Genomic DNA, 26,960 nt, shown 5'->3' with positions numbered 1-26,960 from the left:
AACCACCACCTATGTGGGGGGCAGCTACATTTTTTTAAACCACACAGTCCCCTTACCCCGGTACGGGGCCGCGGGGGCGCCCGCCGCCCCCCCCGGCCCCCCGGGTCAGCCCTTCAGCTGCTTCTCGATCCCCACCAGGCGCACGCAGACCGTCAGGCCGTGCATGGCCTGCTCCAGGTCCTCCTGGCCGGGGTAGCTGGGCGCGATGCGGATGGTGGCGTCGTCCGGGTCGTCGCCGTAGGGGTGGGTGGCGCCGGCGGGGGTGAGCACGATGCCCGCCTCGGACGCCCGGCGGACGACCTCCTTGGCGCAGCCGTCCTGGACCCGCAGGGTGACGAAGTAGCCGCCCTTGGGCTCGGTCCACGTGGCCAGGCCGGTGCCGCCGAGCTCCGCCTCCAGGATCCGCTGCACGGCGTCGAACTTGGGCCGCAGCAGGTCGCGCTGGCGGTCCATGTGGGCGCGCACGCCCGCCTCGTCGCGCAGGAACTGCGCGTGGCGCAGCTGGTTGACCTTGTCGGGGCCGATGGAGCGCTTGCTGTTGTTGGCGAGCAGCCACTTGACGTTGGCGGGCGAGGAGCCGAAGAAGGCGACGCCGGAGCCGGCGAAGGTGATCTTCGAGCTGGACCCGAAGACGAACACCCGGTCGGGGTTGCCGCTGTCGGCGCACGCCGCGAGGACGTCGGCGATCTCGACGGGCTCGTCGGTGAGGTGGTGCGCCGCGTAGGCGTTGTCCCAGAAGATCCGGAAGTCGGGGGCGGCGGTCGGCATGGCCGCGAGGCGGGCCACGGTCTCGTCGCTGTAGCTGACGCCGTCCGGGTTGCTGTACTTGGGCACGCACCAGATGCCCTTGACCGCGGGGTCCGCGGCGGCCAGGCGCTCCACCTCGTCCATGTCGGGGCCCTCGGGGGTCATCGCGACCGGGATCATCTCGATGCCGAAGCGCTCGCACAGGGCGAAGTGGCGGTCGTAGCCGGGGACGGGGCACAGGAAGGCGATGCGCTCCTCGTCGACCCAGCGGCGCTCGGAGCCCGGCAGGACGCCGAGGAGGGCGTGCACGATGCTGTCGTGCATCAGCTCGAGGCTGGAGTTGCCGAGGGCGAGCAGCTGTCCGACCGGCGTCTGGAGGACCCCGGCGAAGATCTCGCGCAGCTCGGGCAGTCCCTGGAGCCCGCCGTAGTTGCGCACGTCCGTGCCGTCGGCGGCGGTGTGCGTGTCGCCGGGGAGGCCGAGCAGGGCCTCGGAGAGGTCCAGCTGCTCGGGCGCGGGCTTGCCCCGGGTGAGGTCCAGCGAGAGGCCGCGGGCGGCCAGGTCCGCGTAGTCCTTCTGGGCCCGCTCGAACTGCCCTTCCAGGGCGTCGTGGCTCTGCTCGGTGGTCATGGTGGAGTCCTCTCGCGGATACGTCGTGGGGCGCTGCCGAGGATACCGAGAAGGGAGGGGCCGCCGTTCACCGCCCGGGGCCCCGCCGCGGCCTCAGCGGCTGGTCGCGGGGCCGTCCGCCCCCAGCCGGCGCAGTCGCGGGGCCGCCTCGTCCCAGGCTCCGACGAGTTCCGCGGCGACCGCGACCATCTCCTCCTCGGCGATCCCCGGGCGGTAGACGGCGGAGCCGATGCCGAAGCCGGTGGCGCCCGCCTCGACCCACGCGCCCAGGGAGGCGGCGCCGATCCCGCCGACGGGGACGAGTTCGAGGTCGGCGGGCAGCACCGCGCGCCAGGCCTTCATCCCGTCGATGCCCACCTGGGTGGAGGGGAAGAGCTTGACCGCGCGGGCGCCGGCGTGCACGGCGGTGAACGCCTCGGTGACCGTGGCCACGCCGGGGTAGGAGTCCATGCCCAGCTCGACGGTCGCGCGGACGACGTCGGCGTCGACGTTGGGCGACACCACGATCTGACCGCCCGCGTCGTGCACGGAGCGCGCCTGCGCGGTGGTGAGGACGGTCCCGGCGCCCACCCGGGCGTCGTCGGGCAGCTCCTCGCGCAGGACCTCGATGGCGCGCAGGGGGTCCGGGGAGTTCAGGGGCACCTCCAGGGTGCGCATCCCGGTCTCGTAGAGGGCGGAGCCCACGCGGGCGGCGTCCGCGGTGGGCAGGCCGCGCAGGATGGCGATGAGCCCGCTGGGGCGGCGTGTGTCGGTCATGGTTCTCTCCGTGGGTCGTCCGGCCGTCCGGTCCCGCCGGTGTTCCACCGGCCGCGCGGACGGGGCGTGGGTCGTCAGGGGGCTGCGGGTGCGCGGTCCGCGTCGTCGGGTCCGGCCGTGCCGGAGCCGTCGCCGAGCAGTCCCGCGCGCCGGGCGAGGTGGGCCAGGGCGCGGGGGGTGGTTCCCGTGGCTCCGCGGGCGGAGGCCACGCCCGCCCGGGAGAGCGCGCGCCCGTAGCGGTCGCACAGGTCGTCGGTCCCCAGGAGGAGGACGTCGCCCGTGCCGGGCGTGTCCGCACCGCCGCGGAGCTCGCCGCGGACCTCGCTGCCGATGACGAGGCCGGAGACGTAGTCGCCGACCTGGTCGGGCCGAAGCCGGCCGGTGACGACGAGGGAGCGGGCGGAGAAGAGGGTTCCGAGGAGCCCGGGGTCCCCGTCGGGGCCCATCGCCACGTCCAGGCCCCGCTCGTAGGCCTCCCACCGGTCGCCCTCCGCCGGCCGGGCGAGGCGGCCGAGGATGCTGTTCTCCATGAGCAGCGCGTAGACCTCGCCGCTCATGTGGGTGGTGAAGCCGGTGACGACGGAGCCGCGCAGCCGCACCCACTTGGCGTGGGTGCCGGGCAGGACGACGGTCCGTTCGCGTCCCCCGCCGGGCTGCGCGGTGGCGTCCCCCGCGACGTCGGCGAGCAGCGCGCCGACGACCTGGGTCTCCTCGCCGCGCAGGAGGCCGGGCAGGGGCCCCGGGGCGGTGAGCCCGGGCAGGATGTGGACCGGCCCCAGGGAGGACTCGACCCTGGTCAGGGGCAGCGCGGTCGCCAGCGGGTCGACCGGGAGCTCGACGTAGGGCGCCTGGGCCCAGCCCTGGTCGCTGCCGACCATGCCGCTCGCGACGACGGGCAGCGCCCGGGGGGCGGCCTCCGCCCAGTCCAGGCACAGGGAGCGCAGCACCCGGTCGAAGGCCTGTTCCCTGCTCTCTCCCGACTCGCGCGCGCCGGCCGTGACGCGCATGACGCCGTCGTCCGTGGACCTGTGGTCGAGGACGGTTCCGTCCTCCGCCAGGAGGTAGGCGCGGCAGGAGCTGGTGCCCCAGTCCAGCGCCACGAGCCGGGCCGCCGAGTAGTCGTCCATCGCATCCGCTCCGTCGTGCCGTGGTCTGGCCTTATGCCGACAGGTAACGCGAGGCGTCCCACTTTGTCGAACATCGTCCCACATAGAGGGATGGACGGACGCCATGGGGGCCTGACCGGGGACGGGACCCGGCCCTTCCCGGACGCGGCGCGCGGCCCCGGCCGGGTCAGCCCCTCGGGGCGAGGATGCGGTGGGCCTGGTAGCCCAGGGCCAGGGCGACGCGGTCGGCGGCCTCGATGACGGTCCCGGCGAGCTCCGCCTCGCGGTGCTGCAGGTCGATCGCGCTCAGCGGCCCGGACACGGACAGGCCCGCGACGATCTCGCCGGTGGCGTCGCGGACGGGGGCGGCCACGCAGGCCCTCCCCAGGGCGAGCTCCTCGACCTCGGTGGCGTAGCCCCGTGCCCGGGAGCGCTCGATCTCCGCGTCCAGGGCGTCGTGGCCGGTGACGGTGGAGACGGTGTAGGCGTGGAGGTCGTCCCCGAGCAGGGCGCGGCGCTGCTCTGCGGTGCTCGACAGCAGCAGGCACTTGCCCAGGCCGGTGGCGTGCAGGGGGTTGCGGCTGCCCATGAGCACGTGGGCCTTGGGCGCCAGGGCCCCCTCGAAGTTGCACAGGTAGAACAGGGAGTCCCCGTCCCGGACCGCGACGTTGGCGCCGAGGCCGAGCTCCTGGGCCAGGCGCTGGGCCACGGGGCGGGCCTCGCGGTGCACGGGGTTGCCGTTGAGGAAGGCGGCGGCCAGCGACACGTGGTCCATGCCGAGGCGGAAGAACCCGCTGTCCTCGTCCTTGCCGATGAGGCGCGCGGACTCCAGGGTCGCCAGCAGCCGGGAGACGGTGGACTGTCCGATGCCGGTCAGCCGCGCGATGTCGGACACCCGAAGCTCGGGCTTTCCCTCCAGGAAGGCGCGGAGCACGCTGATCGCCCGCTCGACGGACTGGTTCCCACTCTGTTCGGCTGCCACCACGGTCCCATCGCATAAGTGATGCACTGTCCGCATCGTCATCTGCACTGTACGGGTACTCGGTTCGCCGTACCAAACACCCTGCTCACACCGCACCCGGCAGCGCCGGACCTCCTGTTGACGAGCACGGGGATGGGTTCTGGCACTGATCTTGTGGTTTGCTCACGAAGAGTTATGGGGGTCTGCGATTCTGAGCTGAGTGTGAACTTCAGGGGATCGAAGGGCTTCTTCCGCATCTGTCCGGGTTCGTGGTGGAAAGCGGGGAACGGACACCGGGGATGCTCCATCTCGTAGCTCGGGCGAGTTCCGCTGTCGAGGCCTGCCCAAGGTGTGGGACGGAGTCGACCCGCTTGCATGGCCGCTATGAACGCACCGTCCGCGACAGCACGGTCGGCGGAGCAGAGGTCGTGATCCGGGTGCGCATCCGCCGGTTCCGGTGTCTTGACCCGGCCTGTCCGGCAGTGACGTTCGCGGAACAGATACCCGGTTTGACCTCGCCTCATGGCCGGTTCAGCCTGCCGCGCAAGGAAGCCATGACCGCGATTGCGCGAGCGCTCGCCGGCCGTGCGGGGGCTCGGTTGGCCCAGCTGCTGGGGATGCCGGTCAACCGGATGACTTTGCTGCGCTCGCTGCGGGCGCTGCCCGATCCCGAGTTGGCCGCGGCGCCCTCGGCCCTGGGGGTGGACGACTTCGCGCTGAAACGCGGGAACGTCTACGGGACGGTCCTTCTGGACATGGGCACCCACCGGCCGGTCGATCTCCTGCCCGGTCGGACCTCCTCCGCGTTCGCGGCGTGGTTGAAGAAGCACCCCGGAGCACGGGTGATCTGCCGAGACCGCTCCGGGGCCTACGCCGACGGAGCCCGCGTCGGAGCACCCGAGGCTGTCCAGGTCGCCGGCCGCTTCCACCTGTGGCACAACCTCACCGAGGTGGCCGAGCGCGGCCTGGAGCCGATGCTGGGGCCAGTCCAGCGCGCGGCAGAGCGCGTGGGTGTGCAGAGGAGCGCCCGCGTGAGCGAGCGGGACCGGGACGCCCGCCGACAGGTCCGTGCCCCCGACGGCGGAGCTGCGGGCGCGGTGCACGGCGGTGGCGTTGTCGCGGTAGAAGGCGTAGGCGGCGCGGTCGGTGTCGGTGAGCCGGTACCCGGGGCGGACCCGGCCGTCGACGACTGGGGCGTCGGGGTCGATCCACCGCCACACGGTGCGCTCGCTGACTCCGCACCCGGCGGCCGCCAGCCGCACGTGCCGGGACGTGAGCGTTCCCGCCGTGGCGAGCTGACGCGACCGCGCGGTCGCCGCCTGCCTCTTCTCCGGATCGACCACTGCCCACCCCGCGCCGCACGGCTCCTTCGAGGTGAGTATGCGACGAAGGGAAGGTGCTTGTCCGGAGAACGCACACATCACCCGAAGTGACCGCGATCGGCCCCACGCCGTCGGCGGGTCGCGAGGCCGCGCCTGTCCACACCCCAAGGTGTTCTCGCAGATCAGAGGGGAGACCCATCCGGGCGTTCCGGGTGGCCTACCCGTCCTGCGTGGTTCATGCCCGCTCGTCCTGGTTCTGGCCGCCGACAACCCCCCGCATAGCGGCGGCGGGGGCGTCGCGGCAAGACAATCACGAACGAGGGCGTCCGTCGCGGCGAGTCACCCCCGTGTCGGTGTGCCGGGGCCGCGGTCAGCCGACCATCGCCCCTTTCCGGCTTATCTTGTCCGCCCCCTCAGGCGGACCGTGTTTCGTTGCCGGCACCGGTCGTGTCCAACACTGTGCGCATCGTCCATACCGGCGGCCCGCCGGGACGCTGGGAACGGTCGGTGACGCGGAAGCCGTACCGCTGGTAGAGGCTGACGTTGCGCTCCTCGGAGGTCTCCAGTCGCACGGCTCGGGCGCCCTGCCGTCCCGCTGCGTCAAGGCCGAACTCGATCAGGGCTCCCCCGAGCCCTTTGCCCTGGTGGTCTGGGTGGACTCCCAGGGTTTCCAGACTCCAGTCGTCGGGGTCCACGGGCCGCTGGTCGACGCCTGCCAGGCGGTCGATCCGGTCGCCGTACAGGGTGATGATCCGCTCGAGGGTTGCCTCGCCGGGCTCCGATGCGTCCGGAGGCAGGAGCGCGACCACCCCCTCACCGTGCTCGCTGACCGCAACGATCCCGTGGTTCAAGGCGTGTTTCAGGTAGAGGTGCTGGAGCTCGTGCAGCCGGGATGTGTAGTCGTCCTCGGGGATGACATAGCGCGTCCACGGGTAGTCGTCGAAGGCCGCGACCAAGGTGTCGACGACCGCGTCCAGGTCCTGGGGTGCGCCGAGGCGCAGGAACGAAGTCACGAAGGGTCCTCTTCTGGGGTGTGGGTGGGTGGGTGGCCGGGGCCGGAGTCAATGATTGCCCGCAGGGTGGTCAGGTGCCGGTTGAACGCGTCGTGGCCCGCGTCGGTGATACTGACCCATGTGCGGGTGCGTCTGCCCACGGCCTCCTTGCGGACGTCGACCAGGCCTGCTTCCAGGAGCACGGTAAGGGTCTGGGACAGGGTGGAGTCGCTGACCTCCAGGAGGTCGGCGAGAAAACGGAAGTCGGTCTCCTCCAGGTTCCGCAGCGCGGCTAGGAGCGAGAACCTCACCGGTGAGTGGATGAGCGCGTCCAGGTCCTTGCGCGGATGGCTCATCGACGCGAACTCGCCCACAGGCACGCCGCGATCGGGCTGGCCGCGACGGCGCCGGCCAGCACCCACCACCACGGCGAGGAGGCGCCCACGAGCTGGAGGGCGGGGTCGAGCATCAGGGTGTAGAGCGCGAACCACGTTGCCACGGCGATGCCCGTGTTGCGCAAGCCGTGGCGCGGTGCCGACAGGCTGTGGCGGTACGCGGTCGCCCAGACCGAGGCCGAGGCCAGCAGCAGGAGGGCGAACGCGGTCCAGTACGGAGCCCCGAACACGTCGATGGAGAGCGTGAAGGCCAGGGCGAACACGGTCTGCAGTGCCACGAACCACCGGAACCAGCGCACTGCGCGCAGCGCGCGGGCACCGGCCTCCTGGCTGGTGGACACACGGGAAACCGCATCATCATAGGTGAAGTGATTTTCTGCCATGCAACCACTTTACCACTCATAAAGTTATGATTGTGGGCGGACGACCCGCATCCGTCGCACGGGGCGGCTCTCGGGGGCGAGGGGATCGCTACAGGACCTAGGGCCAGACCCCGCCGGAGGCCACGGATCGATTGGGGCCCTCGGAGCTACTTACGGGTTACTGTCCTGTTGCCGGGCCTTCGGGAGAACCATGCCTGGTCAGTGCGCCTTGCGGAGGATGTGTGCGCAGGGGAAGCACTGACATGCCCGTGCTCGTGTCCACTGTCATGTTCGCGTTCGTCAACACCTCCGCCGCCGTACCCGTGCGGCACGGCCGGGCCGGGGCCCGCGCCCCTGCCGGGAGGCGCCCCGGCCCCTCAGGAGAACACCTGGAACTCCCGGACCCTGGCGACGTCGACCTCCGAGGCCGAGGGGTCGGTCACGACCAGCTGGACCCGGTCGACCTCGGCGGACGCGAACTCCACGACGCGCAGCTCCTCGGTGTTGCCGCTCACCGAGGCCAGGGTGGTCCAGCCCCCGCCGGGGGTGCGGCCGCGCACCTCGAAGTCCCGCAGGACGGTGGAGGCGGGGTCGGGCGCGTAGCCGCTGGCCACGCGGACCGCCGACACGTCCGCCACCGCGCCCGGGTCCACGGTGAGGGTGGGCTCGGCGTCGCCCTCGGCGGAGATCCAGCGCGAGGCGTCCGAGCAGTCGCCGTCCACGGCCCGGTCCCCTCCGCTGTCGGCGTCGCGCCGGGAGCTCACCGACGTGGCGCCGCCCAGGGCGAGGTTCTCGCCCAGGTCGGGGTCCTCGGACAGGCCCGAGACCAGCTCCTCCCACGTGCCGCCCCCGGAGGGCGTGCCCCGGGACAGGCCGATGCGGAACACCGAACCCCGCGTCCCCTCCGCCAGGGGCGCGCTGACGTAGAGGGTGTCGGCGCCGTCGGCGCCGGTGAGGGCGCTCAGCCGCTGGAGGCCGGGGCGCTCGGGCCCGGCCCGGTCGAGCAGCCACGGCCCGCTCCCGGACCGCTCCGCCCGCACCACCTGGCTGAACGCCCCCGCGCAGCGGCGGTGCTCGGCCACGAGGTAGACGCGGGTGGTGCCGTCGGCGTGCGTGGTGTCGATCGCCGCGGAGGTGTGCACGCCGCCCGCGCCCGCCTCGGCCAGCACCTCCCTCTCCCAGGCGGTCCCGGTCCAGCGCGCGTACCGGGCGTCGTAGCCGGAGAAGCCGTCCCCGGTGTCACGGTCGCGGAAGCGGTAGGCGACGCCGGCCAGGGAGCCCTCCGGGGTGAGCGCCAGTTTGGCGCTCTGGAGGGAGGGCGCCTGCGTGCCGATGTCCTCGCCCTCGGTGTAGGGCTGGTAGACGACCGCTCCGCCGGGGTCGGCCGCGGCGGGCAGCGCGACGGGGGCGCCCGCGGCGTCCGCCGCGGTCCCGGTCGCGGGGTCGTAGACGAGATAGGAGCCCAGGTGGCGGGCGGTGCTGGAGGGGAAGGGCCCCCACTCCCACAGCACGTGCACCCGTCCCCGGCCGTCCACCTCCAGGTCGTCGGGGTAGAACGCGTGGCCGGGGGCGGAGGCGACCGTGGTCTCGCGGGACCACTCCCCCGCCGCGTTGTCCCAGCGGTACAGGCGGCCGTGGCGCCTGTCGGCGGCGTCGGCCCTGACCAGCGCGTACACGTCGCCGCTCGCGTCGTCGCGGGCGGTCACCGGGTACGTGTAGGTCCCCCCGCCGTCGGGGAGGTCTGCGGCGGACTCCACGAGCGAGTCCACGTCGCCCGGGGCGGTGGAGCGGTAGTAGCGCCAGGCGTCGTTGTGCATGGACACGAAGGCGTGGACGCGGCCGTCGCCGTCCACCGTGATCGAGGGCTGGTTGTGCCCGATGTCGTCGGTGTAGGAGACGCAGTCGGCCCCGGCCCGGGCGCGCAGGCACCCGGAGGTCCACTCCCCCGAGGCGGTGCGCCGGGCGAGGTGGACCTCGTGGCGCCCGGCCTCGGAGGCGGGGGCGTTGAAGGCGAGGTAGTCGTGGCCGTCGACGGAGTCGATCGGCTTCCACCAGGCGGCCTGGTTGGAGGTGTCGACCGCGTAGGGCATCTCCTCGATGTCCGCGGGGGCCTCGGGCGGCGCGGCGAGCGCGCTTGCGGGGGCCGAGGCCAGGCCCGCGGCGAGGGCGGCGGCGGCCAGGGCCGGCAGGGTGCGTCCGGTTCTTCTCACAGGGGGTGTCCAGTCCGTGGTTCGGGGGGCGGGCGGGGCGGGCTGCCCCGGGGACTCCGGCGGGGCGGCGCGGGTCAGGGGGCGGCGTCGGCCGGGGCGCGCCGTCCGGCGGTCTCGCGGAGCCGGAGCACCGTGCCCAGGGAGATCGCGGCGACGAACATGATGTAGAAGGCCGGGCTGATGGGGGACCCCGTGGCCGCCACCAGCATTCCGGCGAGGTAGGGGGCCGTGCCGCCGAAGAGGGCGACGGCGATGTTGTAGGGGATCGCGATGGCGCCGTTGCGCGTGCGCGGGGGGAAGAGTTCGGCCATCGCCGCGCTGACCGCCCCGTCGAAGGCGGCGATGAGCACGCCGAGGAGGGCCATGGCCAGGAACGCGAGCGCGAAGCTGCCCTGGGACATGAGCCAGAAGGCGGGGTAGGACAGCAGCAGGAACCCGCCCGCGCCCGCGACGAGCAGCGGCTTGCGGCCCACCCTGTCGGACAGCGCCCCCATGAACGGCACCAGGACCGCGACCACGGCCAGGCACGCGGTGGTGACCTGGAAGGACTGCACCGAGCTGAAGCCCAGGGTCTGGGCGAGGTGGCTGGGCATGTAGGTCTGGAGCGTCCAGTGGGCGACGGCCTTGATGACGACCATGCCCGCGAGCAGGAGCATCGCGGTCCCGCCGGTGCGGAACGCCTCCCTGACGGGGGACTGCGCGATCTCGCCGAGCTTCTCCAGGCGGCGGAACTCCGGCGTGTCCTCCATGCGCACGCGCAGGTAGAGGCCGACCAGGCCGAGCGGGAGCGCGAGCAGGAAGGGGATGCGCCAGCCCCAGTCGCCCATGGCGGCGTCGCCCAGGACCGTGGTCAGCAGCAGGGCCAGCCCGGAGCCCGCGACGAAGGCCAGGAACCCGAAGGTGTCGATCCAGCTGGTGAGGAAGCCGCGCCGGCCGCGGGGGGCGTACTCGAACAGCAGGGTCGTGGCGCTGGCGGACTCGCCCCCGGCGGCGAAGCCCTGGACGAGCCGGGCGAGGACGAGCAGCAGCGGGGCGAGGGCGCCGACCGTGGCGTAGGTCGGCAGGACGCCGATGAGGAAGGTCGCCCCCGAGGTGATGAGGACGATCAGGGCGAGGACCTTCTGCCGTCCGATCCGGTCGCCCAGCGGTCCCCAGAAGAGGCCGCCGAGGGGGCGGACCACGAAGGAGACGGCGAACAGCGCGAACGTGGAGAGCAGCGCCGCGGTGGGGTCCCCGGGGGCGAAGAAGTTGGCCGCGATGCTGGTGGCGAGGGTTCCGTAGATCCCCATCTCGAACCACTCCACGAAGTGTCCGATGCCCGTGGCGAGCAGGACCTTCCTCGTCTCCCTCCGGGTGGGAGGGGCGACGTCCGCGGCGCGCACGTCGGATGTTCCTTCGGTCATGTCTACCTCGTCGTCCGTGTCGTCGGCCGGGGGTCCGGCCACGTGGCGGAAGGCCGGCGCCACCGCTATCGAGAGAGCGCGTTGCACCCTGTGTCTTATCCACCACGTCATTGCATGAGCCATGCAGTGTGTGCAACAGTGATTTAACTCAGTCGACATGTCAAGGGTCACATGGGAAGTTCGATGCGCATTCGTAACGTAGAGACGTTCGTCGTCAAGGTGCGGGGCCCAGCCGCCTACCTCGGCTCCCTCGCCGACGGCTCGGCGCTCACCGAGGAGCAGGGCTACCGGGTCCGCGAACCGTGGCTCAGCCTCTACTCCGCCCTCTTCGAGACCCTCCTGGTCCGCGTCGAGGCCGAGGACGGCACCGCCGGGTGGGGCGAGGCGCTGGCCCCCGTCGGCCCCGAGATCCCCGCGCAGGTGGTCGACGGGCTGCTCGCCCCGCAGCTCATCGGCGCCGACGCCACCGCGCCGCGCCCCGCCTGGGCGCGGCTGCGCTCGCTCATGCGCGAGCGGGGCCACCTGGTCGGCCACCAGGCCGACGCGCTCGCCGCCGTCGACATCGCCCTGTGGGACCTGGCCGGGAGGATCAGCGGACTCGGCGTGGCGGCCCTCCTCGGCGGCGCGCACCGCACCCGCGTGCCCACCTACGTGTCCGGGCTCCCGAGCCCGGACGACGCCGGACGGGCCGACCTCGCCCGCCGGTGGCAGGAGCGGGGGGCCCGCACGGTCAAGCTCCACCTGGGCAACGGGGTGGACGCCGACCTGGCCACCGTCGACGCGGTGTCCGCGGCGGCGCCCGGCCTGGCCCTCGCCGTGGACGCGCACTGGCGCTACACGCCCTCCCAGGCCGCCCGGCTGGGGCGGGAGCTGGCCGACCGCGGGGCGGTGTTCCTGGAGGCCCCGCTCGCGCCGGAGGACGTCGAGGGCCACCGCCGCCTCGCCGACCGGATCGAACTGCCCGTCGCCGTCGGGGAGACGCTGCGCAACCGCTACGAGTTCGCGCAGTGGCTGGCGGCGGGGGCCCTCGGCCTGGCCCAGCCCGACGTCGGCCGCACCGGCGTGACCGAGGCCGCCTCGATCGCCGAGGTGTGCTCGGCCCACCACGTGCCCGTCGCCCCGCACCACTCCGTCGGCCTGGGCCCCGCGCTCGCCGCCGGGGTGCACGTGAGCGCGGCGACGGAGTACTCCCCCTTCTTCGAGTACCAGCCGACCACCGTCGAGACCGCCGCCGAGCTGGGCTTCCACTTCGACGCGCACCCCGACGGCATCGGGCTCGGCTCCGGCCCCGGACTCGGCCTGGAGGTCGACGAGGAGCGCGTCCGCTCCGCCGCCGTCCGCCACCGCTCCACGCGGTGACCCCGCTCCGGCCCCGGAGCGGCCGCGCCCGGCGCCGCCCCCCGGGGGACGGGCGGAGCGCACCGTCCGGCGCCGGGGGCGCAGCGCCCGCCCGCACCTGCCGGGCCGCCCGGCGCGGCGGCGCGCCGCCGCCCGCAGACCACGACCGACGAACCACCCACCCACCCACCGGAAAAGAGGCGACCATGACCGCTCTCGGCGGACTCGTCCCCATCCTCGCCACCCCCTTCCACCCGGACGGAACCCTCGACGACGAGGGGCTGCGCCGGCTCGTCCGCTTCCAGTTGGCGTGCGGCGTCGACGGCCTCGCCGTGTTCGGCATGGCGAGCGAGGGCTTCGCCCTCACCGCCGACGAGCGGTCCCGGATCCTCGACGCGGTCGCCGAGGAGGCCTCGGGAGCGGTGCCGGTCGTCGCGGGGGTCAACGGGACCTCCGTCGAGACGGCCGTCGAGCAGGCGCGGGCCGCGGAGGCGGGCGGGGCGGACTCGCTGATGGTGCTGCCCCCGTACCTGGTCAAGCCCTCGGCCCGCCAGGTGGTGGAGTTCTACACCCGGGTGTGCGCCGCGACGGCGCTGGACGTGATGGTCCAGGACGCGCCCGGGGCGACGGGGGTGTCCATGGCTCCGGCCGTGATCGCCGAGATCGCCGCGCTGGAGCGGGTCACGTCGGTCAAGGTCGAGTCGCCGCCCACCCCGGCCTCGACCGCCGCCGTGCGCGCCGCCCTGGACGCGCGGGGCGCCGACGCGGCCGTGCTGGGCGGCCAGAACGCCTTCTTCCTGCTGGAGGAGTACGGGGCCGGCGCCGTGGGCACCATGCCCGCCTGCGAGGTGAGCGACCTGCTGGGCGGCGTCCTCTCCCTGTGGGAGGGCGGGGACCGCCGCGCCGCGAGGCGCGCCTACGACCGGCTGCTGCCGCTGCTGCGCTTCGGCATGCAGGGCGGCGTCGCCTGGGCCGTGCACAAGGAGGTGCTGGTGGCCCGCGGCGTCATCGGCTCCGCCGCCGTGCGCCTGCCCGCCGCCCCGCTCGACCCGCGCACCGCCGCCGGGCTCGCCGCGATCCTGCACGACCTCGGCCTGCCCGACCACGACACCGTCGTGGCGGCGGCCCGGGGCGCGAACCCGTCGCCGCGCGCGGCGGGGACGGCGGACGCCGGTCCCGGTCGCGGGCCGGACGGCTCCGGGGCGCAGGCCGCGGGAGCCCCGAAGGCCGCGTCCGCCCCGGTGGGCGGGAGCGCTGCGGCGGCGGGCGGTGCGGGCCGATGAGCAGGCGCGTCCTCGTCGTCGGGGCCTCCTCCGACATCGGCCGGGCCGTCTCCCGGGCCTTCGCCTCCCGGGGCGACCGGGTCGCGGGCGTCTCCCTGGAGGAGTTCGACGACCCCTCGCTCGACCTCGCCCTGGCCGCCGACTGCGCGGACCCGGCGGGCGCGGCGGCAGCGGTCGCCGGGGCGGCCGAGGCCCTGGGCGGACTGGACGTCCTGGTCCCGGCGGCCGCGGCCATGCCCGTGGCCCCCGCCGAGCACACCAGCGACGAGCAGTGGCGCACGGCCGTGGACACCACCCTGGGCTCGGCGTTCTACACCTGCCGGGCGGCGCTCCCGCTGCTCGGCGAGGGGTCGGCGATCACGGCCGTCGGCTCGGTGAACGGCACGCTCGCGGCGCCCGGCCTGCCCGGCTACGCGGCGGCCAAGGCCGGCGTCGAGGGGCTCGTGCGCCAGCTCGCGCTGGAGTACGGGCCGCGGGGGGTGCGGGTGAACGCGGTCGCGCCGGGGCTCATCGGGGGCAGGGGGCTGGCCGCCGCCTCCGAGGGCTACCCGCTCGGCCGCACCGGCACGCCCGAGGAGGTCGCGCACGCGGTCGTGTTCCTGTCGGCCCCGGAGTCCTCCTTCGTCACCGGCGTGGTCCTGCCGGTGGACGGCGGGCTCTCCATCGCCTCCCCCGCCGCGTTCCTGCGCCCCGACCTGCGCGCCCGGTTCCTCCCCGGCACCGGGGACTGACCCCGGACCGCCCACGGACCCCCGCCCGTCGGACGGCGGGCGGGGCCACCGCGGGGGCGTCGGGACCGGCCCGGCCTGGCCGGGGCCGCCCGGGTTCTCCCCCGCCGACCCGGCCTGAAGAAGTCCCCGCCACCGGGCCCCGGCGGCCCGCCCGCCGGGGCCGGGTCCCCTTCTAGAAGGGGCGGTCCCCCACGATGGCGACGCGCTCGGCGATCCGGGGGTGGGGGTGGTAGTCGTTCACCGCGTAGTGCTGGGTGGCGCGGTTGTCCCAGAAGGCGACCGAGTCGCGCTCCCACCGGAAGCGCACCTGGAACTCCGGCGCGTGCGCCTGCTGGAACAGGAAGCGCAGGATCTCGTCGCTCTCGGCCCGCTCCATCCCGACGATGCGGGTCGTGAAGGAGACGTTGACGAACAGAGTCCTGCGCCCGGTCTCGGGGTGCGTGCGCACGACGGGGTGCTCGACCGGCGGGAACCGGTCCTGCCACTCCAGGAGCCTGCGCTCGTCCAGGAACCGCGAGAACCCCGGGATGACGTCGTGGACGGCGGTGCGGCCCTCGATGCGCTCCTTGACGGTGTCGGGCAGGTTGTCGTAGGCGGCGGCCATGTCGGCCCACAGGGTGTCGCCGCCCACGGGCGGGACCTCCACCAGGCGCAGGATCGCGCCCATGGCGGGCCGCTCCCTCCAGGTCACATCGGTGTGCCAGACGTTCTCGTAGCTGGGAGGCGTCCCGCCCTTGGCGAACCGGGCGACGTGGGCGTCGTCCCCCTGGTCGATGAACGGGTTGGTCTCCAGCTCCCCCCACATCCGGGCGACGGCCTTCTGGCGCGCGGAGTCGATGGGCTGGTCGCGGAAGAAGACGACCTTGTACTCCAGGAGCGCGCGGTGGATCTCGGCGCGCAACTCCTCGCCGATCTCCTCCCGCAGGTCCACGCCGTGGATCTCGGCGCCGATGAGGGCGCCGAGGGGGCGGACCTCGAACAGGCGGTAGGGCTGGGCGGACGCGCCCTCGGGGAGCCGGCGCAGTGTGCGCGGGCCCTCGACGAGCGCCGTGTCGACCGCGGCGCTGTCGCGCAGCCCCACCGTGGTCTCGATCATCGCAGTCATGTTCCATACCTTTCCGATGGGAAAACAGGATAAACGGGGGGCTCCCACCGGGCCCCGCGGCTCGCCGGGCGGCGGCCGGGGGACGGAGGCCCTGTTCACGGGCGGGGGCGGTCTGCGCGGAGGGCGTGAGACACGAGTCCCCGGACACCGGACCGGACGCCGCGCCGGGCACGGGGAGCGGACGGGACGGGACACGGAGACACGGCCCCGGGACCGGACCCGGCGGTCACCGGCGGAACGCCGGCACGGGTGCCGCCCGCGGGTCAGGCGCGGGGAGGGGAGCCCAGTCGGCCGCGGCGCAGGATGAGTCCCGGCGTGCCGCGGCGCTTCCGGTCGGGCCGGGCGGACCGGCGGGCGGTCGGGCGGTTCGACGGGAGGGCGTCCATAGGACCGACAGTGGCGCATCGGGGCCGCCCCGTCAATGCCCTCCGCCGACAGGCGTCCGTACCCCGGGGCCCCGCCGGGCCCGCGGGCGCGGCGGGGCCCCGGGCGTATGGACGGATGACCGGACAGGCGCGGATAGTCGCAGGTTGACCGTAAAGAACCTGGAATGCCAGGCAAACGACAGATGGTCATTCGGTGAATACTCAGTGTAGTAAAGGGGATATGGACATGAACGCGTCACCTGTTCGTTCGATCCCTGGACCTGCCCCTTCCAGGGCGAGGAGTCCCCCGTGCAAGAGCGATGGAACCGTGCCTCCGTTCCCCAGCCCTTCACCCGCTCCCGGCCGTCGTCGGGCGGGTGGCGCGTATGACCTTTCGGCGCCCGCGCCCGCGGAGACGGCGACCGGCCGGCACCGAGGCGCGCGGGGCGCTGGCTGCCCTGTGCGTCACCGTCACCGTCAGCCAGGGAGTGCTGTTCTACGCCTTCCCCGTGCTGGGACCGGCCATCGCCGAGGACACCGGCTGGTCCCTCCCGATCGTCATCGTCCTGTTCTCCGGCTCCCAGGTGATGGCGGGGCTCAGCGGCCCCTTCGTGGCCCGCTGGCTGCGCCTGCGCGGCCCGCGCGCGGTGATGACCGCGGCCGCGCTGCTCGGGGCCCTCGCCATCGTCGGGGTCGCCCTGGCCCCCGACCTGTGGTTCTTCGGCGCGGCCTGGCAGGTGGCGGGGATCGCCGTCGCCGGCCTCTCCTACCCGCCCGCCTTCGCCGCCCTGACCCGCTGGTACGGTCCGCGCCGGGTCCGGGCCCTGACCTTCCTCACCCTGGTCGGCGGCCTGGCCAGCACCGTCTTCGCGCCGCTGACCGCCGCGCTGGAGGCACAGGTCGGCTGGCGCGGCACCTACCTCGTCCTCGCGCTGATCCTGGCCCTGGTCGCGGTCCCGCTGCACGCCCTGGCCCTGTCCCGGCCCTGGAACCCCGCCCGGGCGGAGGACCGGATCCGCGACCGCACCGCCGTGCGCGCGGTGCTGCGCAGCGGCGCGTTCTGGGCGCTCACCACGGCGCTGGCCCTGGGCACCCTGACCGTGTACGCGGTGGTGGTCGCCATCGTCCCGCTCATGCAGGAGCGCGGCTACGGCACCACCGAGGCCGCCTGGGCGCTCGGCGTCGTGGGCGTGGGGCAGGTGCTGGGCCGCCTCGCCTACGCCCCGCTGGCGCGGATCAGCGGGTCGGTCCACCGGATCGCGGTCGTGCTCCTGGCCTGCGCGGCGGCGACCGCCCTGCTCGCCCTGGTCAGCGGACCGCTGTCCCTGGTCATCGGCGCCGCCGCGCTGGTGGGCTCCGCCAGGGGCGTGCTCACCCTGCTCCAGGCCACCGCCGTGGCGGACCGCTGGGGGGAGGCGCACTACACCACGCTCAACGGCGTCATGCACACCCCGCTCATGCTCACCATGGCGCTGGCCCCGGGGGCGTGCGCGCTGCTGTCGGGCCCGATGGGCGGCTACGCCGCCGTGTTCCTGCTGCTGGCGGGGCTCTCCGTGCTCGGCGCCGTCGTCGCCCTGGCCAGCGGCCCGAAACGCGCCAGACCTGCCCCGGCATGAGGCGGGGGACACCTCCGGCGGGCGTCGGGCCCGGTGCGACAGGGGCGAGGACGGTCTCCCGGCCCGGGACCGGCACGGACGGCGCCTCCCGGGACCGCCCGCGTCCCGGAGGCGCCCCTCCCCCACACCGGCCCCCTGAGTCCGATGAGGGGACCCTGTACAACCCGTTCCGCGGATGTCGGCCGGATGCGGGCATCACGGTTCCCGGCGACCGGCCTCGGGGAACAAGGGAAGCAGGATCCCGACCGCCGACAAGGACACCGTGACCCGCCCCACCGCCCCCGGTCGCGGGCACGGCGCACAACGACCCGAGGAGACACAGGTGAGCGAGCAGCCCCCCGAAGGCGGGATCGACGACCCCGCCGGGACCGAACCGGACGGCGGCATCAACGACCCGATGTCAGCCCCGGAGGGCGGGGTCGGGAACCCCGCCTGACACGGGAAGGACCGCCCCCGTCCACCGCGAGGCGGACGGGGGCGCGGTGCGTCCGGAACCTACCGCCCGCGTCCCGGAGGCACCCTCCCCCACACCGGCCCCGTCCGTTCCGTCACCGTATCCTCACGATCCGTGGCACAGGTCTTGACAGGTCTAGACCAGCTTGCTTAGGTGACGGCACCCCCTGCGGCGCGCGGTCGGACGTCGCGCCGCACCCTAGGAGTGTGACCCCGTGATCCGACGTCTCCTGAGCCAGCTGGCCGCGCTCGGCGCGCTCGCCGCTGTGCTCGCCGTCCTCCCCGCGTTCTCCGCACAGGCCGCCACCGCCTGCGCGACCGCCTGGAGCTCCTCCGCCGTCTACACCGGCGGCAGCCAGGCCTCGTACAACGGCCGCAACTACACCGCCAAGTGGTGGACGCAGAACGAGCGCCCCGGCGCCTCCGACGTCTGGACCGACCAGGGCGCCTGCGGCAACGGCGGCGAGGAGGAGCCCAACCCCGTCGCGTTCGTCGTCAGCGAGGCCCAGTTCAACCAGATGTTCCCGAACCGGAACTCCTTCTACACCTACAGCGGCCTCACCACCGCCCTCAGCTCCTACCCGGCCTTCGCCAACACCGGCAGCACCGAGGTGCGAAGGCGCGAGGCGGCCGCCTTCCTCGCCAACGTCAGCCACGAGACCGGCGGGCTGGTGCACATCAGGGAGACCAACGAGGCCAACTACCCGCACTACTGCGACTGGAACCAGCCCTTCGGCTGCCCGGCCGGCCAGGCCGCCTACTACGGACGCGGTCCGATCCAGCTCAGCTGGAACTACAACTACAAGGCCGCCGGCGACGCCCTGGGCATCGACCTGCTGAACAACCCCTACCTGGTCGAGCAGAACGCCTCGGTCGCCTGGCGGACCGGCCTCTGGTACTGGAACACCCAGAGCGGCCCCGGCACGATGACGCCCCACAACGCCATCGTCAACGGCCACGGCTTCGGCGAGACCATCCGCTCGATCAACGGCGCGATGGAGTGCAACGGCAACAACCCGGGGCAGGTCCAGAGCCGCATCAACAAGTTCACGGAGTTCACCCAGATCCTCGGCACCACCACCGGGGGGAACCTGAGCTGCTGATCCGACGGGCGCGGCGAAGCGCCCGCGGACCGCATCGGAGCGGGGGTGTCCCCGGCGACCGCCGGGGGCGCCTCCGCTCCGGTGTCCCGGGAGCAGGGGCCGGCCCCGCCGACCCTGTTCCCGACCCCGCCGGACGGCGCTCCGGGCCGTGCCTCCCCGCACCGTCCCGGCCCCGCGACCGGACGGCCCCCTCCCACGGGGCCCGCGCCCGTGGAGCACGACCGGGCCCGCGCACCGCCCCGGAACCCCTCGGAGGGCGCCCCGGGGTCAGCGCGCCCCGGCCGTGCCACCGGACGGCGCGAGCGCGCCGGAGAGCGCCGCGACGTGCTCGGGCACCCCGGTCCCGGGCGCCAGGCCGGGGTCGGGCTCGGGTGCGCCGAACACCTGGCGGACCGGCACGACGCCCGCCCAGACCGGCAGGCCGAGGTCGTCCTCGTCGTCCACGGGCGGGCCGGTCCGCACCTTCACTGAGGCCTCCTCCAACGACAGCGCCAGCACCCGTGTGGCGGCGAGCTCCTTGGCGGTGGGCGGGCGGACGGCGTCCCACCGCCCCGGCGCGAACTGCTCGGTCAGGGCCCGCAGCGCGGCCAGCGACTCCTCCTCGTCCCCGACCACGCGCGGCACGCCGTAGACCATGGCGGAGCGGTGGTTGAGGGAGTGGTTGAACGCGGACCGGGCCAGGACGAGGCCGTCCACGAGGGTCACGGTCACGCACACCTCCCCGCCGGCGCGCAGCGACCGGGCGCCGGTGGACCCGTGCAGGTAGAGGGTGTCGCCGATGCGGCCGTAACCGGTGGGGACCACCATGGGCGCGCCGTTCACGACGACGCCGAGGTGGCAGACCGACCCGGCGTCCAGGAGGTCGTAGAGGTCGGTGCGCGCGGTCCGGGCCTTGTGCTTGGCGCGGCCGAGTCTGGTGCGTTCCGTGGTCGAGAGCATGGAGCTAGCCTAGGAAGAAGTGGACTCCCCGAACACAGCCACTTCCTCCCTGAAACGGAAGACCACTTTGTCCCGACCGCCGGCCGACCCGCCCCTGCGCCTGGACCGCTCCAGCGCGGTGCCGCTCACCGTGCAGCTGTCCGACGCGCTGCGCGGCGCCATGTCCGAAGGGCTGCTCAGGCCGGGCGAGCGCCTGCCCTCCAGCAGGTCCCTCGCCGCGCAGCTGGGCGTCAGCCGGACCGTCGTGACCGAGGCCTTCCAGCAGCTGTACGCCGAGGGCTGGCTCGACGGACGGCACGGGTCGGGCACCTACGTCGCCGAGCACGCCTCCCCGTCGGCCCCGCCCTCCCCCGGCGCACCCGCGCCTCCGGGGGGCCGGCCGCCGCCCGCGGCGGGCCGGGCGCCCGAGCCGCGCCTGTCGCGGGCGGAGGCCCGGCGGCTGGGCATGGTCGACCTGCGTCCGGGCGTCCCCTGGGTGCGCTCGCACGACGGGGCCGCCTGGCGCAGGGCCTGGCGGCACGCGGCCTCCCTGCCGCTGGACGACGACCCCGACCCCCGCGGGCTCCCGCGGCTGCGCGAGGCGCTCGCCGAGCACCTGCGCCGGACCCGCGGCGTCCGGGTCGGCCCGCGGAACGTCCTGGTCACCCGCGGCACGGGCAACGGCCTGGACCTGCTCGCCGCGACGGTCCTGGCCCGGGGCGGGCGGGCGGGGGTCGAGGAGCCCGGCTACCAGAGGGCGCGCGACATCCTGGAGTCGCGCGGGGCGGAGGTCGTCCCCTGCCGGGTGGACCGGGACGGCATCGTCGTCGACGACCTGCCCGCCGACCTGTCCGTGGTCTACACGACGCCCGCCCACCAGTACCCGCTCGGCGGACGCCTCCCGGTCCCCCGCCGCGAGCGCCTGCTGGCCTGGGCGCGCAGCCGGGGCGCGCTGGTCGTCGAGGACGACTACGACGCCGAGTTCCGCTACGACGTGGCGCCGCTGCCCGCGCTGTACGGATTGGACCCCGGGCACGTGGTCCTGCTCGGCACCCTCTCCAAGACGCTGTCCCCGGACCTGGGGATCGGCTGGCTGGTCGCCGACGCCGCGCTGCTCGAACGCGTGGCCGGGACCCGCGACCGCCTGTCCGACCGCACCGGCGTCCAGGCCCAGGCGGCGACGGCCCTGCTGCTGGAGCGCGGCGACCTCGACCGGCACCTGCGCCGCATGCGCCTGGAGTACGCCCGCCGGCGGCGGACGCTGATCGACCACCTGGGCCCGTACCTGACCGGGGACACGGCGGGGCTGCACGTCATGCTGCCGCTGCCGGCCGACGCGGTCGCCGGGGTGGTGGCCGAGAGCGCGGAGCAGGGCGTCCTGGTGGAGGACACCTCGCGTGCGAGCCACGGCGAACCGACCGTCCACGGCCTGATCCTGGGCTACGGGGCCGCGCACCCGGCCGACCTGCGCAGGGCGTGCCGGGTCCTGGCCGGGGCCGTGGGCCGCCGCGCGGGGGGCGGCGGCCCGGCGGCCCGCTGAGCCCCCCGCCGTTCCGCGGAGGGAAGGGGCGTGGGCCCCGGGACACGGGGACCGGACCGCCGTCGGGAAGCAGTTCGGGCAGCGCTCCCCCGTGGGCCGGGGACCGGGCCCCGTCAGGCGGTGCGGGCCCGCCTCCTGCGGCGCGCCCCGACGGCGAGGTCCACCGCGAGGAACAGCAGCAGCGACACCCCCAGGACCGGCAGCAGGTACCCGACGGCCACCGCCACGGCGACGACCCCGACCCTGGCCCACGGCGGAGCCGCGCGCCACGCGCCGCGCGGGATCGGACGCCCCGTCGCGAACGCCCCGTCCCTGGTCGGACGGCGCTGCCACCACATGCGGTAGCCCCAGAAGATCATCGCCAGCAGCCCCAGGACGAGGACGGTCAGCAGCACCTGGTTGACCACCCCGAACAGCAGGCCCATGTGGAAGGCGATGCCCCAGGTGGACAGCTTGGCCATGAGGGGGTAGTCGGCGAAGCGCAGCTCCTCGACCACGGTGTCGGCGTGCGCGTCGACGGCGACCGCGTCCTGCTGGACCGGCCAGCTCTGGTCGGTCTCCCTGACGGTGAACGGCGCGCCGTCCTCCACCGGAAAGGACACCTCGACCGGCCCTTCGAGACCGGCCGAGCGGGCCGTGTCCAGCACCGCGTCGACCTCGCCGGCCGGGTCGGCGGCCTCGTGTCCGGCGTGGTCCCCGTGGCCGGAGTGTCCTCCGTGGTCGGAGGGGGCGGGCGCGGAGAGCGCCGGGGTCTGCCAGCCGAACGCGCCCCGGATCCCGCCGATGTTCTCCCCGGCGAACTGGGACCAGGTCAGCCCGGTCGCGGACACCAGGAGGAGGCCGGCGAGCGCCCAGGTACCGACGGACCCGTGCCAGGAGAGTGTCCTGGCGCGCCCGGAGGCCGAGCGCCGGGGCAGCAGGACGCGGCGCGCGCGGCGGTTGCGCCGGCCGCGGGAGAGCCACAGGGCGAGGCCGCCGAGGGCGACCGCCCACAGCCAGCTCGCTGCGAGCTCGCTGTACAGGCGGCCGGCGTCGCCCAGGTGCAGGGTCCGGTGGAACTCGGAGAGCCAGGACCGCACCGGGAGCGACGCGCTGCTGCCGTAGCTGGTCGAGTCGCCGACGACCTCCCCGGTGTGGGGGTCGACGAAGACCGCCAGGCGGTAGCTCGCGGAGAGGCCCTCCGCGTCGAAGAGCACGCGCGTGGTCAGTCCCGGTCCGACGGAGGGGCGCACGGCGCTCGGCTCCGCCTCCGGGTGTGCGGCGAAGGCCGCCTCGACCTGCTGTGAGAGCGGGACGGCGGTGTCCGCCGGTTCGACGGTGAGCAGGTCGGCGTGGACCGCTTGTTCGAGTTGGGGCGTGTAGACGTACAGGAGCCCGGTCAGGGCTGCCACCACGATGAACGGGGCGACGAGGACGGCTGCGTAGAAGTGCATCCGTAGGACCAAGGGGCGTAGGGAGGACCACAGGGTGCGGGCGGGGGCGGGCGTAGCGGGATCGGCGGAGGAGGCGGGAGCTGCGGGATCGCCGGGGACGGCGGGATCGGGCGTGGCGGGGACGGGGGGTGCGGGCTCGCCGGGGACGGGGGCGCCCGCCGCGGGCTCGTGGGGGTCGGAGGTGTCGTTTCTTCGCATGGGTCGGGGCCTTCTGCTGATCTCCCCGCTCCCCCGTGGGGGACGCGGGCACGGGTGGCGGCGCCGGCGCGCGGGGCGTCGGCGGGGGCCGGGCGCAGGGCGCGCGGCAGGCGTCGTGGTGTCGATCAGGGAAGGGCCGGGGGCCCGCGCACGAGGCGGACGCACCGCTGTCCCGGGCGGGGGGCGGGCACACCGGTGCGGGCGAAGCGCGGCGGGCCGGGGAGCACGACCGTGCGGGGGCGTGCGAGGAGGACGAGGAGCACTCCCCGCAGGAGCGCGTCCAGGAACCCGAGGAGGTCGAAGAGGGCGCGTTCGCCCTGGCGCAGCCACCACGCGCTCACGAGCCCGGCCGCGGCGTGGGCGAGCAGCATGTCGGCTCCGGCCCCGGACGCGCCTTCGGGGAGGGCGGCGTGCGCGGCGGCGTGCCCGTGGCCCGTCCCGCCCGGCGCGGTCGCCCCGGACGGGGAGGCGAGGGTGAACACCAGGTGCAGTGCGGCCTGGCCCCACAGCATCCGGGCGGCGAGCGCGCCCAGGCCCTGTTCGGAGCGGGCCGCGCCGTGGGCGAGCGCGAGGGCCAGCACGCCCCCCAGGGCCAGGGCGAGCGGGGGCACGCCGTGCCCGGAGGAGAGGCTGTGCCCGGTGGCGGAGACGCCCACGCACACCCCCGCGAACACCGCGGAGCGCGGCAGCCGGGGCGGGGCGGGCGTCGACATGGCTGCCATTGTGCACGGGCGGCGGTTGCGTGGCTATACGTGTACCCGGGGTGATTTCGGCCGGGCCCCCGCGCTCGCGGCCTCGCCGGAACCCCTGCGGGTCCGACGTTCTACCCCCTTGTCCCTTTCGGGCCCTTTTTGCCCTTCGGACCGGCGAATCCGTGCCCCGATCACGTGCGCGAGTGGTGCAATTCAAGCCTAGAATGATAACCATTGTCATTATCGCGCATATCGGAAGGGAGACCCGGTGCGCCAACTGTCCGTCCCCCCGGACGAACCACGGCAGGCACACAGTCCCGACCCCCGCTCCGCTTCCACCCCCGCCCCGGCGGGCCCGCGCCGGGTCCGCCGCCTGTCCACCCCCGCCGGCGCCGCGCTGGCCGCGGTCGTGCTCGGCGCCGTCCTGGCCGTGTCGATGGTCCTGGCGATCGGACTGGGTTCGGCGCTCGTCCCGCCCGGCGAGACCGTGCGCTACCTGTGGGCGGCCCTCACCGGCGGCGCCATCCAGGCCGACGAGGTCGTCCGGTACCAGATCATCTGGCAGATCCGGACGCCGCGCGTGATCCTCGCCGCCCTGGTCGGCGCCGGCCTCGGCGTCGTCGGCGTCGCCGTCCAGGCGATGGTGCGCAACGCGCTCGCCGACCCCTACATCCTCGGCGTCTCCTCCGGGGCCTCCGTGGGCGCCGTCCTCGTCGGCGTGTTCGGGGCCCTCTCGGCCCTGGGCGTCTACGCGGTCTCCGCCGGCGCCTTCCTCGGGGCCCTCGTCGCCACCCTCCTCGTCTACCTCATCGCCTACTCCCGGACGGGGGTGACACCGCTGCGCCTGGTGCTGACCGGTGTCGCCCTGTCCTTCGGGTTCCAGGCGGTCATGAGCGTGATCATCTACCTCGCCCCCAGCAGCGAGGCCACGAGCACGGTCCTGTTCTGGTCCATGGGGAGCTTCGGCGCGGCCACCTGGGGCTCCCTCCCCGTGGTCGCGGCGGTGGTCGTCCTCGGGGCGGTGATGCTCCGCGGCCTGGCACGCCCGCTCGACGTCATGGCGCTGGGCGACGAGACGGCGGCCAGCCTGGGCATCGGCGCGGACCGGCTGCGCCGGTGGCTCTTCGCCCTGACCGCCGTCATGACCGGGGCCATGGTCGCGGTGAGCGGGGCGATCGGGTTCGTCGGCCTCGTCATCCCGCACATCGTGCGCATGCTCGTGGGCGCCGACCACCGCCGGGTCCTCACCGTCGCCCCGCTGGTCGGCGCGGTCTTCATGGTGTGGGTCGACCTCGCGTCCCGCGTGGCCGCGGCCCCCCGCGAGCTCCCGCTGGGCGTCATCACCGCCCTGATCGGCGTCCCGGTGTTCATCACCCTGATGCGCCGCAGGGGCTACCTGTTCGGAGGACGCTGATGGACCTGCGCCTCGACGGCCTGTCCGTCGAACTCGGCGGCGAACCGATCGTCCGCGCGCTGACGCTGGACGTCCCCGACGGGCAGGTGGTGGGGCTGGTCGGCCCCAACGGCTCGGGCAAGTCCACCGCCCTGCGCTGCGTGTACCGGGCCCTGCGCCCCGACGCGGGCCGGGTGTGGCTGGGGGCGGAGGACCTGTCCTCCCTCAGCCTGCGCCTGAGCGCCCAACGGGTCGCGGCGCTGACCCAGGAGAGCGGCAGCGACCTGGACTTCACCGTGGAGGAGGTCGTGGCCCTGGGCCGCGCCCCCCACCTGCGGGGCAACCAGGCGCTCAGCGCCCGCGAGCGCGACCTGTGCCGCAACGCCATGGAGCTCCTGGACGTGGCGCACCTCGCGCACCGGGGCGTGCTCGAACTGTCCGGCGGGGAGCGCCAGCGGGTCCTGGTGGCCCGCGCCCTGGCCCAGGAGCCCCGGGTGCTCGTCCTGGACGAGCCCACCAACCACCTCGACGTCCGGCACCAGGTCGAACTCCTGTCCCTCGTACGGGGGGCCGGGATCACGGTGCTCGTGGTCCTGCACGACCTCAACCTGGCGTCGGCCGCCTGCGACCGGATCGGTGTGCTCTCCGAGGGCGCCCTGGTGGCCGCGGGCACCCCCGACGAGGTCCTGACCCCCGCCCTGCTCCGCGAGGTCTTCGGCATCGAGGCCTCGGTGGTGCCCCACCCCCTGACCGGCGACCCCCAGGTGCTGTACCGGCTCCCTCCCCGTCCAGGCCACCTGGACTCCGTGATGTCGAGAAAGGCGTCCCATGACGACCAGCGTTCGTGAAGGCAGTTCCCCCTGGCGGTCCGTGCTCCCCGTGGCGGCCGTCTCCGTCCTCCTCGCCGGGTGCGGCGCCCAGGTCCAGGAGGGCTCGGCGGCCGCGGACACGGTGACCGTGGAGCGCTGCGGCGAGGAGGTGGAGTACACGACCCCGCAGCGCGCCGTCGCCTACGAGGGCGGCAGCGCCGACAAGCTGTTCGCCCTCGGGCTGGCCGACCAGGTGCACGGCTACGTGATGCCGCCGGCCAACCCGCCGGTGGAGGAGTCGCCCTGGGCGGAGGACTACGCGAGCGTCGAGTTCCTCGGCGACGACCTCCTCGACCGCGAGACGGTCGTGGACGCCGAGGCGGACCTGGTGGTCGCGGGCTGGAACTCCGGGTTCAGCGACCAGCGCGGCATCACCCCCGAGATCCTGGACGGCATCGGGATCCAGAGCTTCATGCACGCCGAGTCCTGCTTCAACTACCCGGGCTTCCCCGAACGCGTCACCCCCTTCGAGGGCCTCTACACGGACCTGGACCGGCTGGGCCGGATCTTCGGGGTCGAGGAGCGGGCGACGGAGCTCGTGGAGGGCTACAGGGAGCGGGTCGCGGCGGTGGAGGAGCAGGTGCCCGAGGGCGACCCGGTTCCCGTCTTCCTGTACGACTCGGGCGCCGACCAGCCCTTCACCGCGGGCAGCCAGGTGCCGCCGAACGACATCATCTCCTCTGCCGGGGGCGAGAACATCTTCGGTGACCTCGACGAGCGGTGGACCCAGGTCGGCTGGGAGGCGGTCGTGGAGGCCGAGCCGGAGGTCGTCATCATCCTCGACTACGGCGACCAGCCCGCCCAGGAGAAGATCGACTTCCTGACCTCGTTCCCCGCCATGTCCGAGGTCCCGGCGGTGGTCGAGGAGAACTTCTTCGTCCTGGACTACAACGAGGGCATCTCCGGCCCGCGCAACATCGACGGACTGGAGAGTTTCGCCGAGTACCTGCGGGAGCTGGAGCGGGGCTGAGCCCGGTCCGGCCGTGAGGCGCACCGGCCCCGCGATGGCGTGGCGGTGCGGGTGCGCCCGGCCCGCCTC

At 74.4% G+C, this 26,960-nt stretch carries 23 protein-coding genes; 10 read left to right on the top strand and 13 right to left on the bottom strand.

Features of this window, described 5'->3' with window-relative positions:
- Nucleotides 1–105 precede the first annotated feature (105 nt).
- From ACWGL3_RS18190 to ACWGL3_RS18175, 4 genes are all read right to left on the bottom strand, one after another.
- Nucleotides 106–1,377, bottom strand: a complete 1,272-nt coding sequence (locus ACWGL3_RS18190; RefSeq protein WP_267949733.1) for an aminotransferase class I/II-fold pyridoxal phosphate-dependent enzyme — start codon at nucleotides 1,375–1,377, stop codon at nucleotides 106–108.
- Between the two features lie 93 nt (nucleotides 1,378–1,470).
- Complete coding sequence (locus ACWGL3_RS18185) at nucleotides 1,471–2,133, bottom strand: 2-dehydro-3-deoxy-6-phosphogalactonate aldolase (RefSeq protein WP_452461585.1); 663 nt, start codon at nucleotides 2,131–2,133, stop codon at nucleotides 1,471–1,473.
- 74 nt (nucleotides 2,134–2,207) lie between these two features.
- Entirely contained in the window at nucleotides 2,208–3,260 is a 1,053-nt protein-coding gene (locus ACWGL3_RS18180; protein WP_452461584.1) for a 2-dehydro-3-deoxygalactonokinase, read from the bottom strand.
- Between the two features lie 166 nt (nucleotides 3,261–3,426).
- Nucleotides 3,427–4,221 carry an IclR family transcriptional regulator gene (locus tag ACWGL3_RS18175; protein ID WP_452461583.1) on the bottom strand — a complete coding sequence of 265 codons (795 nt, stop codon included), beginning with the start codon at nucleotides 4,219–4,221 and terminating at the stop codon, nucleotides 3,427–3,429.
- A gap of 278 nt (nucleotides 4,222–4,499) precedes the next feature.
- Between ACWGL3_RS18175 and ACWGL3_RS18170 the strand changes: the two genes are divergently transcribed.
- A complete protein-coding gene (locus tag ACWGL3_RS18170) occupies nucleotides 4,500–5,633 on the top strand; it encodes an ISL3 family transposase (protein WP_267949729.1) in 1,134 nt (377 codons plus the stop codon).
- A gap of 302 nt (nucleotides 5,634–5,935) precedes the next feature.
- Here ACWGL3_RS18170 and ACWGL3_RS18165 read toward each other — a convergent pair whose 3' ends face one another.
- The 5 genes from ACWGL3_RS18165 to ACWGL3_RS18145 form a co-directional block, all read right to left on the bottom strand.
- Nucleotides 5,936–6,535 (bottom strand): GNAT family N-acetyltransferase, encoded by a 600-nt coding sequence (locus tag ACWGL3_RS18165; RefSeq protein WP_267949728.1) that lies wholly within the window; start codon nucleotides 6,533–6,535, stop codon nucleotides 5,936–5,938.
- Nucleotides 6,532–6,870, bottom strand: coding sequence for a transcriptional regulator (locus ACWGL3_RS18160; protein WP_267949727.1), 339 nt, complete (start codon nucleotides 6,868–6,870; stop codon nucleotides 6,532–6,534). The genes ACWGL3_RS18165 and ACWGL3_RS18160 overlap by 4 nt, the downstream gene beginning before the upstream one ends.
- Nucleotides 6,867–7,292, bottom strand: coding sequence for a hypothetical protein (locus ACWGL3_RS18155; protein WP_267949726.1), 426 nt, complete (start codon nucleotides 7,290–7,292; stop codon nucleotides 6,867–6,869). The genes ACWGL3_RS18160 and ACWGL3_RS18155 overlap by 4 nt, the downstream gene beginning before the upstream one ends.
- Before the next feature lie 356 nt (nucleotides 7,293–7,648).
- Complete coding sequence (locus tag ACWGL3_RS18150; protein ID WP_267949725.1) at nucleotides 7,649–9,481, bottom strand: BNR-4 repeat-containing protein; 1,833 nt, start codon at nucleotides 9,479–9,481, stop codon at nucleotides 7,649–7,651.
- 74 nt (nucleotides 9,482–9,555) lie between these two features.
- Nucleotides 9,556–10,884, bottom strand: coding sequence for an MFS transporter (locus tag ACWGL3_RS18145; protein ID WP_267949724.1), 1,329 nt, complete (start codon nucleotides 10,882–10,884; stop codon nucleotides 9,556–9,558).
- A gap of 183 nt (nucleotides 10,885–11,067) precedes the next feature.
- Between ACWGL3_RS18145 and ACWGL3_RS18140 the strand changes: the two genes are divergently transcribed.
- From ACWGL3_RS18140 to ACWGL3_RS18130, 3 genes are all read left to right on the top strand, one after another.
- Entirely contained in the window at nucleotides 11,068–12,243 is a 1,176-nt protein-coding gene (locus ACWGL3_RS18140) for a mandelate racemase/muconate lactonizing enzyme family protein (RefSeq protein ID WP_267949723.1), read from the top strand.
- 185 nt (nucleotides 12,244–12,428) lie between these two features.
- On the top strand, nucleotides 12,429–13,505 hold the full coding sequence (locus ACWGL3_RS18135; RefSeq protein WP_452461582.1) for a dihydrodipicolinate synthase family protein: 1,077 nt from the start codon (nucleotides 12,429–12,431) through the stop codon (nucleotides 13,503–13,505).
- Complete coding sequence (locus ACWGL3_RS18130) at nucleotides 13,502–14,236, top strand: SDR family NAD(P)-dependent oxidoreductase (protein ID WP_267949721.1); 735 nt, start codon at nucleotides 13,502–13,504, stop codon at nucleotides 14,234–14,236. The genes ACWGL3_RS18135 and ACWGL3_RS18130 overlap by 4 nt, the downstream gene beginning before the upstream one ends.
- Nucleotides 14,237–14,408: 172 nt before the next feature.
- Here the strand turns inward: ACWGL3_RS18130 and ACWGL3_RS18125 are convergent, their stop codons facing one another.
- Nucleotides 14,409–15,341 carry a TauD/TfdA dioxygenase family protein gene (locus ACWGL3_RS18125; RefSeq protein WP_452461581.1) on the bottom strand — a complete coding sequence of 311 codons (933 nt, stop codon included), beginning with the start codon at nucleotides 15,339–15,341 and terminating at the stop codon, nucleotides 14,409–14,411.
- 751 nt (nucleotides 15,342–16,092) lie between these two features.
- Between ACWGL3_RS18125 and ACWGL3_RS18120 the strand changes: the two genes are divergently transcribed.
- Complete coding sequence (locus tag ACWGL3_RS18120; protein WP_452461580.1) at nucleotides 16,093–17,322, top strand: MFS transporter; 1,230 nt, start codon at nucleotides 16,093–16,095, stop codon at nucleotides 17,320–17,322.
- 668 nt (nucleotides 17,323–17,990) lie between these two features.
- The gene (locus ACWGL3_RS18115; RefSeq protein WP_267949717.1) at nucleotides 17,991–18,878 is read left to right on the top strand and encodes a glycoside hydrolase family 19 protein; all 888 of its coding nucleotides are present in this window, start codon (nucleotides 17,991–17,993) and stop codon (nucleotides 18,876–18,878) included.
- Between the two features lie 267 nt (nucleotides 18,879–19,145).
- On the opposite strand, the gene ACWGL3_RS18110 is transcribed toward ACWGL3_RS18115, so the two are convergent.
- Complete coding sequence (locus tag ACWGL3_RS18110) at nucleotides 19,146–19,817, bottom strand: pyridoxamine 5'-phosphate oxidase family protein (protein WP_267949716.1); 672 nt, start codon at nucleotides 19,815–19,817, stop codon at nucleotides 19,146–19,148.
- A 67-nt stretch (nucleotides 19,818–19,884) separates the two neighbouring features.
- Here ACWGL3_RS18110 and pdxR point away from each other — a divergent pair, with 67 nt between their 5' ends.
- Complete coding sequence (gene pdxR / locus ACWGL3_RS18105; RefSeq protein WP_267949715.1) at nucleotides 19,885–21,336, top strand: MocR-like pyridoxine biosynthesis transcription factor PdxR; 1,452 nt, start codon at nucleotides 19,885–19,887, stop codon at nucleotides 21,334–21,336.
- A 113-nt stretch (nucleotides 21,337–21,449) separates the two neighbouring features.
- Here pdxR and ACWGL3_RS18100 read toward each other — a convergent pair whose 3' ends face one another.
- Together ACWGL3_RS18100 and ACWGL3_RS18095 are read right to left on the bottom strand one after the other, a co-directional pair.
- Nucleotides 21,450–22,967: a PepSY-associated TM helix domain-containing protein gene (locus ACWGL3_RS18100; RefSeq protein ID WP_452461579.1), complete on the bottom strand. Its 1,518-nt coding sequence runs from the start codon at nucleotides 22,965–22,967 to the stop codon at nucleotides 21,450–21,452.
- A gap of 125 nt (nucleotides 22,968–23,092) precedes the next feature.
- Nucleotides 23,093–23,680 carry a hypothetical protein gene (locus ACWGL3_RS18095; RefSeq protein WP_267949714.1) on the bottom strand — a complete coding sequence of 196 codons (588 nt, stop codon included), beginning with the start codon at nucleotides 23,678–23,680 and terminating at the stop codon, nucleotides 23,093–23,095.
- A 352-nt stretch (nucleotides 23,681–24,032) separates the two neighbouring features.
- Here ACWGL3_RS18095 and ACWGL3_RS18090 point away from each other — a divergent pair, with 352 nt between their 5' ends.
- The 3 genes from ACWGL3_RS18090 to ACWGL3_RS18080 are packed head-to-tail and all read left to right on the top strand — an operon-like array spanning nucleotide 24,033 to nucleotide 26,891.
- Nucleotides 24,033–25,073 (top strand): FecCD family ABC transporter permease, encoded by a 1,041-nt coding sequence (locus ACWGL3_RS18090; protein WP_267950366.1) that lies wholly within the window; start codon nucleotides 24,033–24,035, stop codon nucleotides 25,071–25,073.
- The gene (locus ACWGL3_RS18085; RefSeq protein WP_267949713.1) at nucleotides 25,073–25,900 is read left to right on the top strand and encodes an ABC transporter ATP-binding protein; all 828 of its coding nucleotides are present in this window, start codon (nucleotides 25,073–25,075) and stop codon (nucleotides 25,898–25,900) included. Before ACWGL3_RS18090 ends, ACWGL3_RS18085 begins: the two co-directional genes overlap by 1 nt.
- Nucleotides 25,881–26,891, top strand: coding sequence for an ABC transporter substrate-binding protein (locus tag ACWGL3_RS18080; RefSeq protein ID WP_267949712.1), 1,011 nt, complete (start codon nucleotides 25,881–25,883; stop codon nucleotides 26,889–26,891). Before ACWGL3_RS18085 ends, ACWGL3_RS18080 begins: the two co-directional genes overlap by 20 nt.
- The last annotated feature ends 69 nt before the right edge of the window (nucleotides 26,892–26,960 follow it).

The organism is Nocardiopsis sp. NPDC055824 (assembly GCF_053616335.1).
Note: the sequence above shows the minus strand (reverse complement) of the source record. Positions and strands in the feature narration are given on the sequence as shown.

Bases quoted from the DNA above. Each gene is read 5' to 3' on its own strand.
- ACWGL3_RS18190 (WP_267949733.1), bottom strand. From the start codon at position 1,377: ATGACCACCGAGCAGAGCCACGACGCCCTGGAAGGGCAGTTCGAGCGG.
- ACWGL3_RS18185 (WP_452461585.1), bottom strand. From the start codon at position 2,133: ATGACCGACACACGCCGCCCCAGCGGGCTCATCGCCATCCTGCGCGGC.
- ACWGL3_RS18180 (WP_452461584.1), bottom strand. From the start codon at position 3,260: ATGGACGACTACTCGGCGGCCCGGCTCGTGGCGCTGGACTGGGGCACC.
- ACWGL3_RS18170 (WP_267949729.1), top strand. From the start codon at position 4,500: ATGCTCCATCTCGTAGCTCGGGCGAGTTCCGCTGTCGAGGCCTGCCCA.
- ACWGL3_RS18160 (WP_267949727.1), bottom strand. From the start codon at position 6,870: ATGAGCCATCCGCGCAAGGACCTGGACGCGCTCATCCACTCACCGGTG.
- ACWGL3_RS18155 (WP_267949726.1), bottom strand. From the start codon at position 7,292: ATGGCAGAAAATCACTTCACCTATGATGATGCGGTTTCCCGTGTGTCC.
- ACWGL3_RS18145 (WP_267949724.1), bottom strand. From the start codon at position 10,884: ATGACCGAAGGAACATCCGACGTGCGCGCCGCGGACGTCGCCCCTCCC.
- ACWGL3_RS18140 (WP_267949723.1), top strand. From the start codon at position 11,068: ATGCGCATTCGTAACGTAGAGACGTTCGTCGTCAAGGTGCGGGGCCCA.
- ACWGL3_RS18135 (WP_452461582.1), top strand. From the start codon at position 12,429: ATGACCGCTCTCGGCGGACTCGTCCCCATCCTCGCCACCCCCTTCCAC.
- ACWGL3_RS18130 (WP_267949721.1), top strand. From the start codon at position 13,502: ATGAGCAGGCGCGTCCTCGTCGTCGGGGCCTCCTCCGACATCGGCCGG.
- ACWGL3_RS18125 (WP_452461581.1), bottom strand. From the start codon at position 15,341: ATGACTGCGATGATCGAGACCACGGTGGGGCTGCGCGACAGCGCCGCG.
- ACWGL3_RS18120 (WP_452461580.1), top strand. From the start codon at position 16,093: ATGACCTTTCGGCGCCCGCGCCCGCGGAGACGGCGACCGGCCGGCACC.
- ACWGL3_RS18110 (WP_267949716.1), bottom strand. From the start codon at position 19,817: ATGCTCTCGACCACGGAACGCACCAGACTCGGCCGCGCCAAGCACAAG.
- ACWGL3_RS18100 (WP_452461579.1), bottom strand. From the start codon at position 22,967: ATGCGAAGAAACGACACCTCCGACCCCCACGAGCCCGCGGCGGGCGCC.
- ACWGL3_RS18095 (WP_267949714.1), bottom strand. From the start codon at position 23,680: ATGTCGACGCCCGCCCCGCCCCGGCTGCCGCGCTCCGCGGTGTTCGCG.
- ACWGL3_RS18085 (WP_267949713.1), top strand. From the start codon at position 25,073: ATGGACCTGCGCCTCGACGGCCTGTCCGTCGAACTCGGCGGCGAACCG.
- ACWGL3_RS18080 (WP_267949712.1), top strand. From the start codon at position 25,881: ATGACGACCAGCGTTCGTGAAGGCAGTTCCCCCTGGCGGTCCGTGCTC.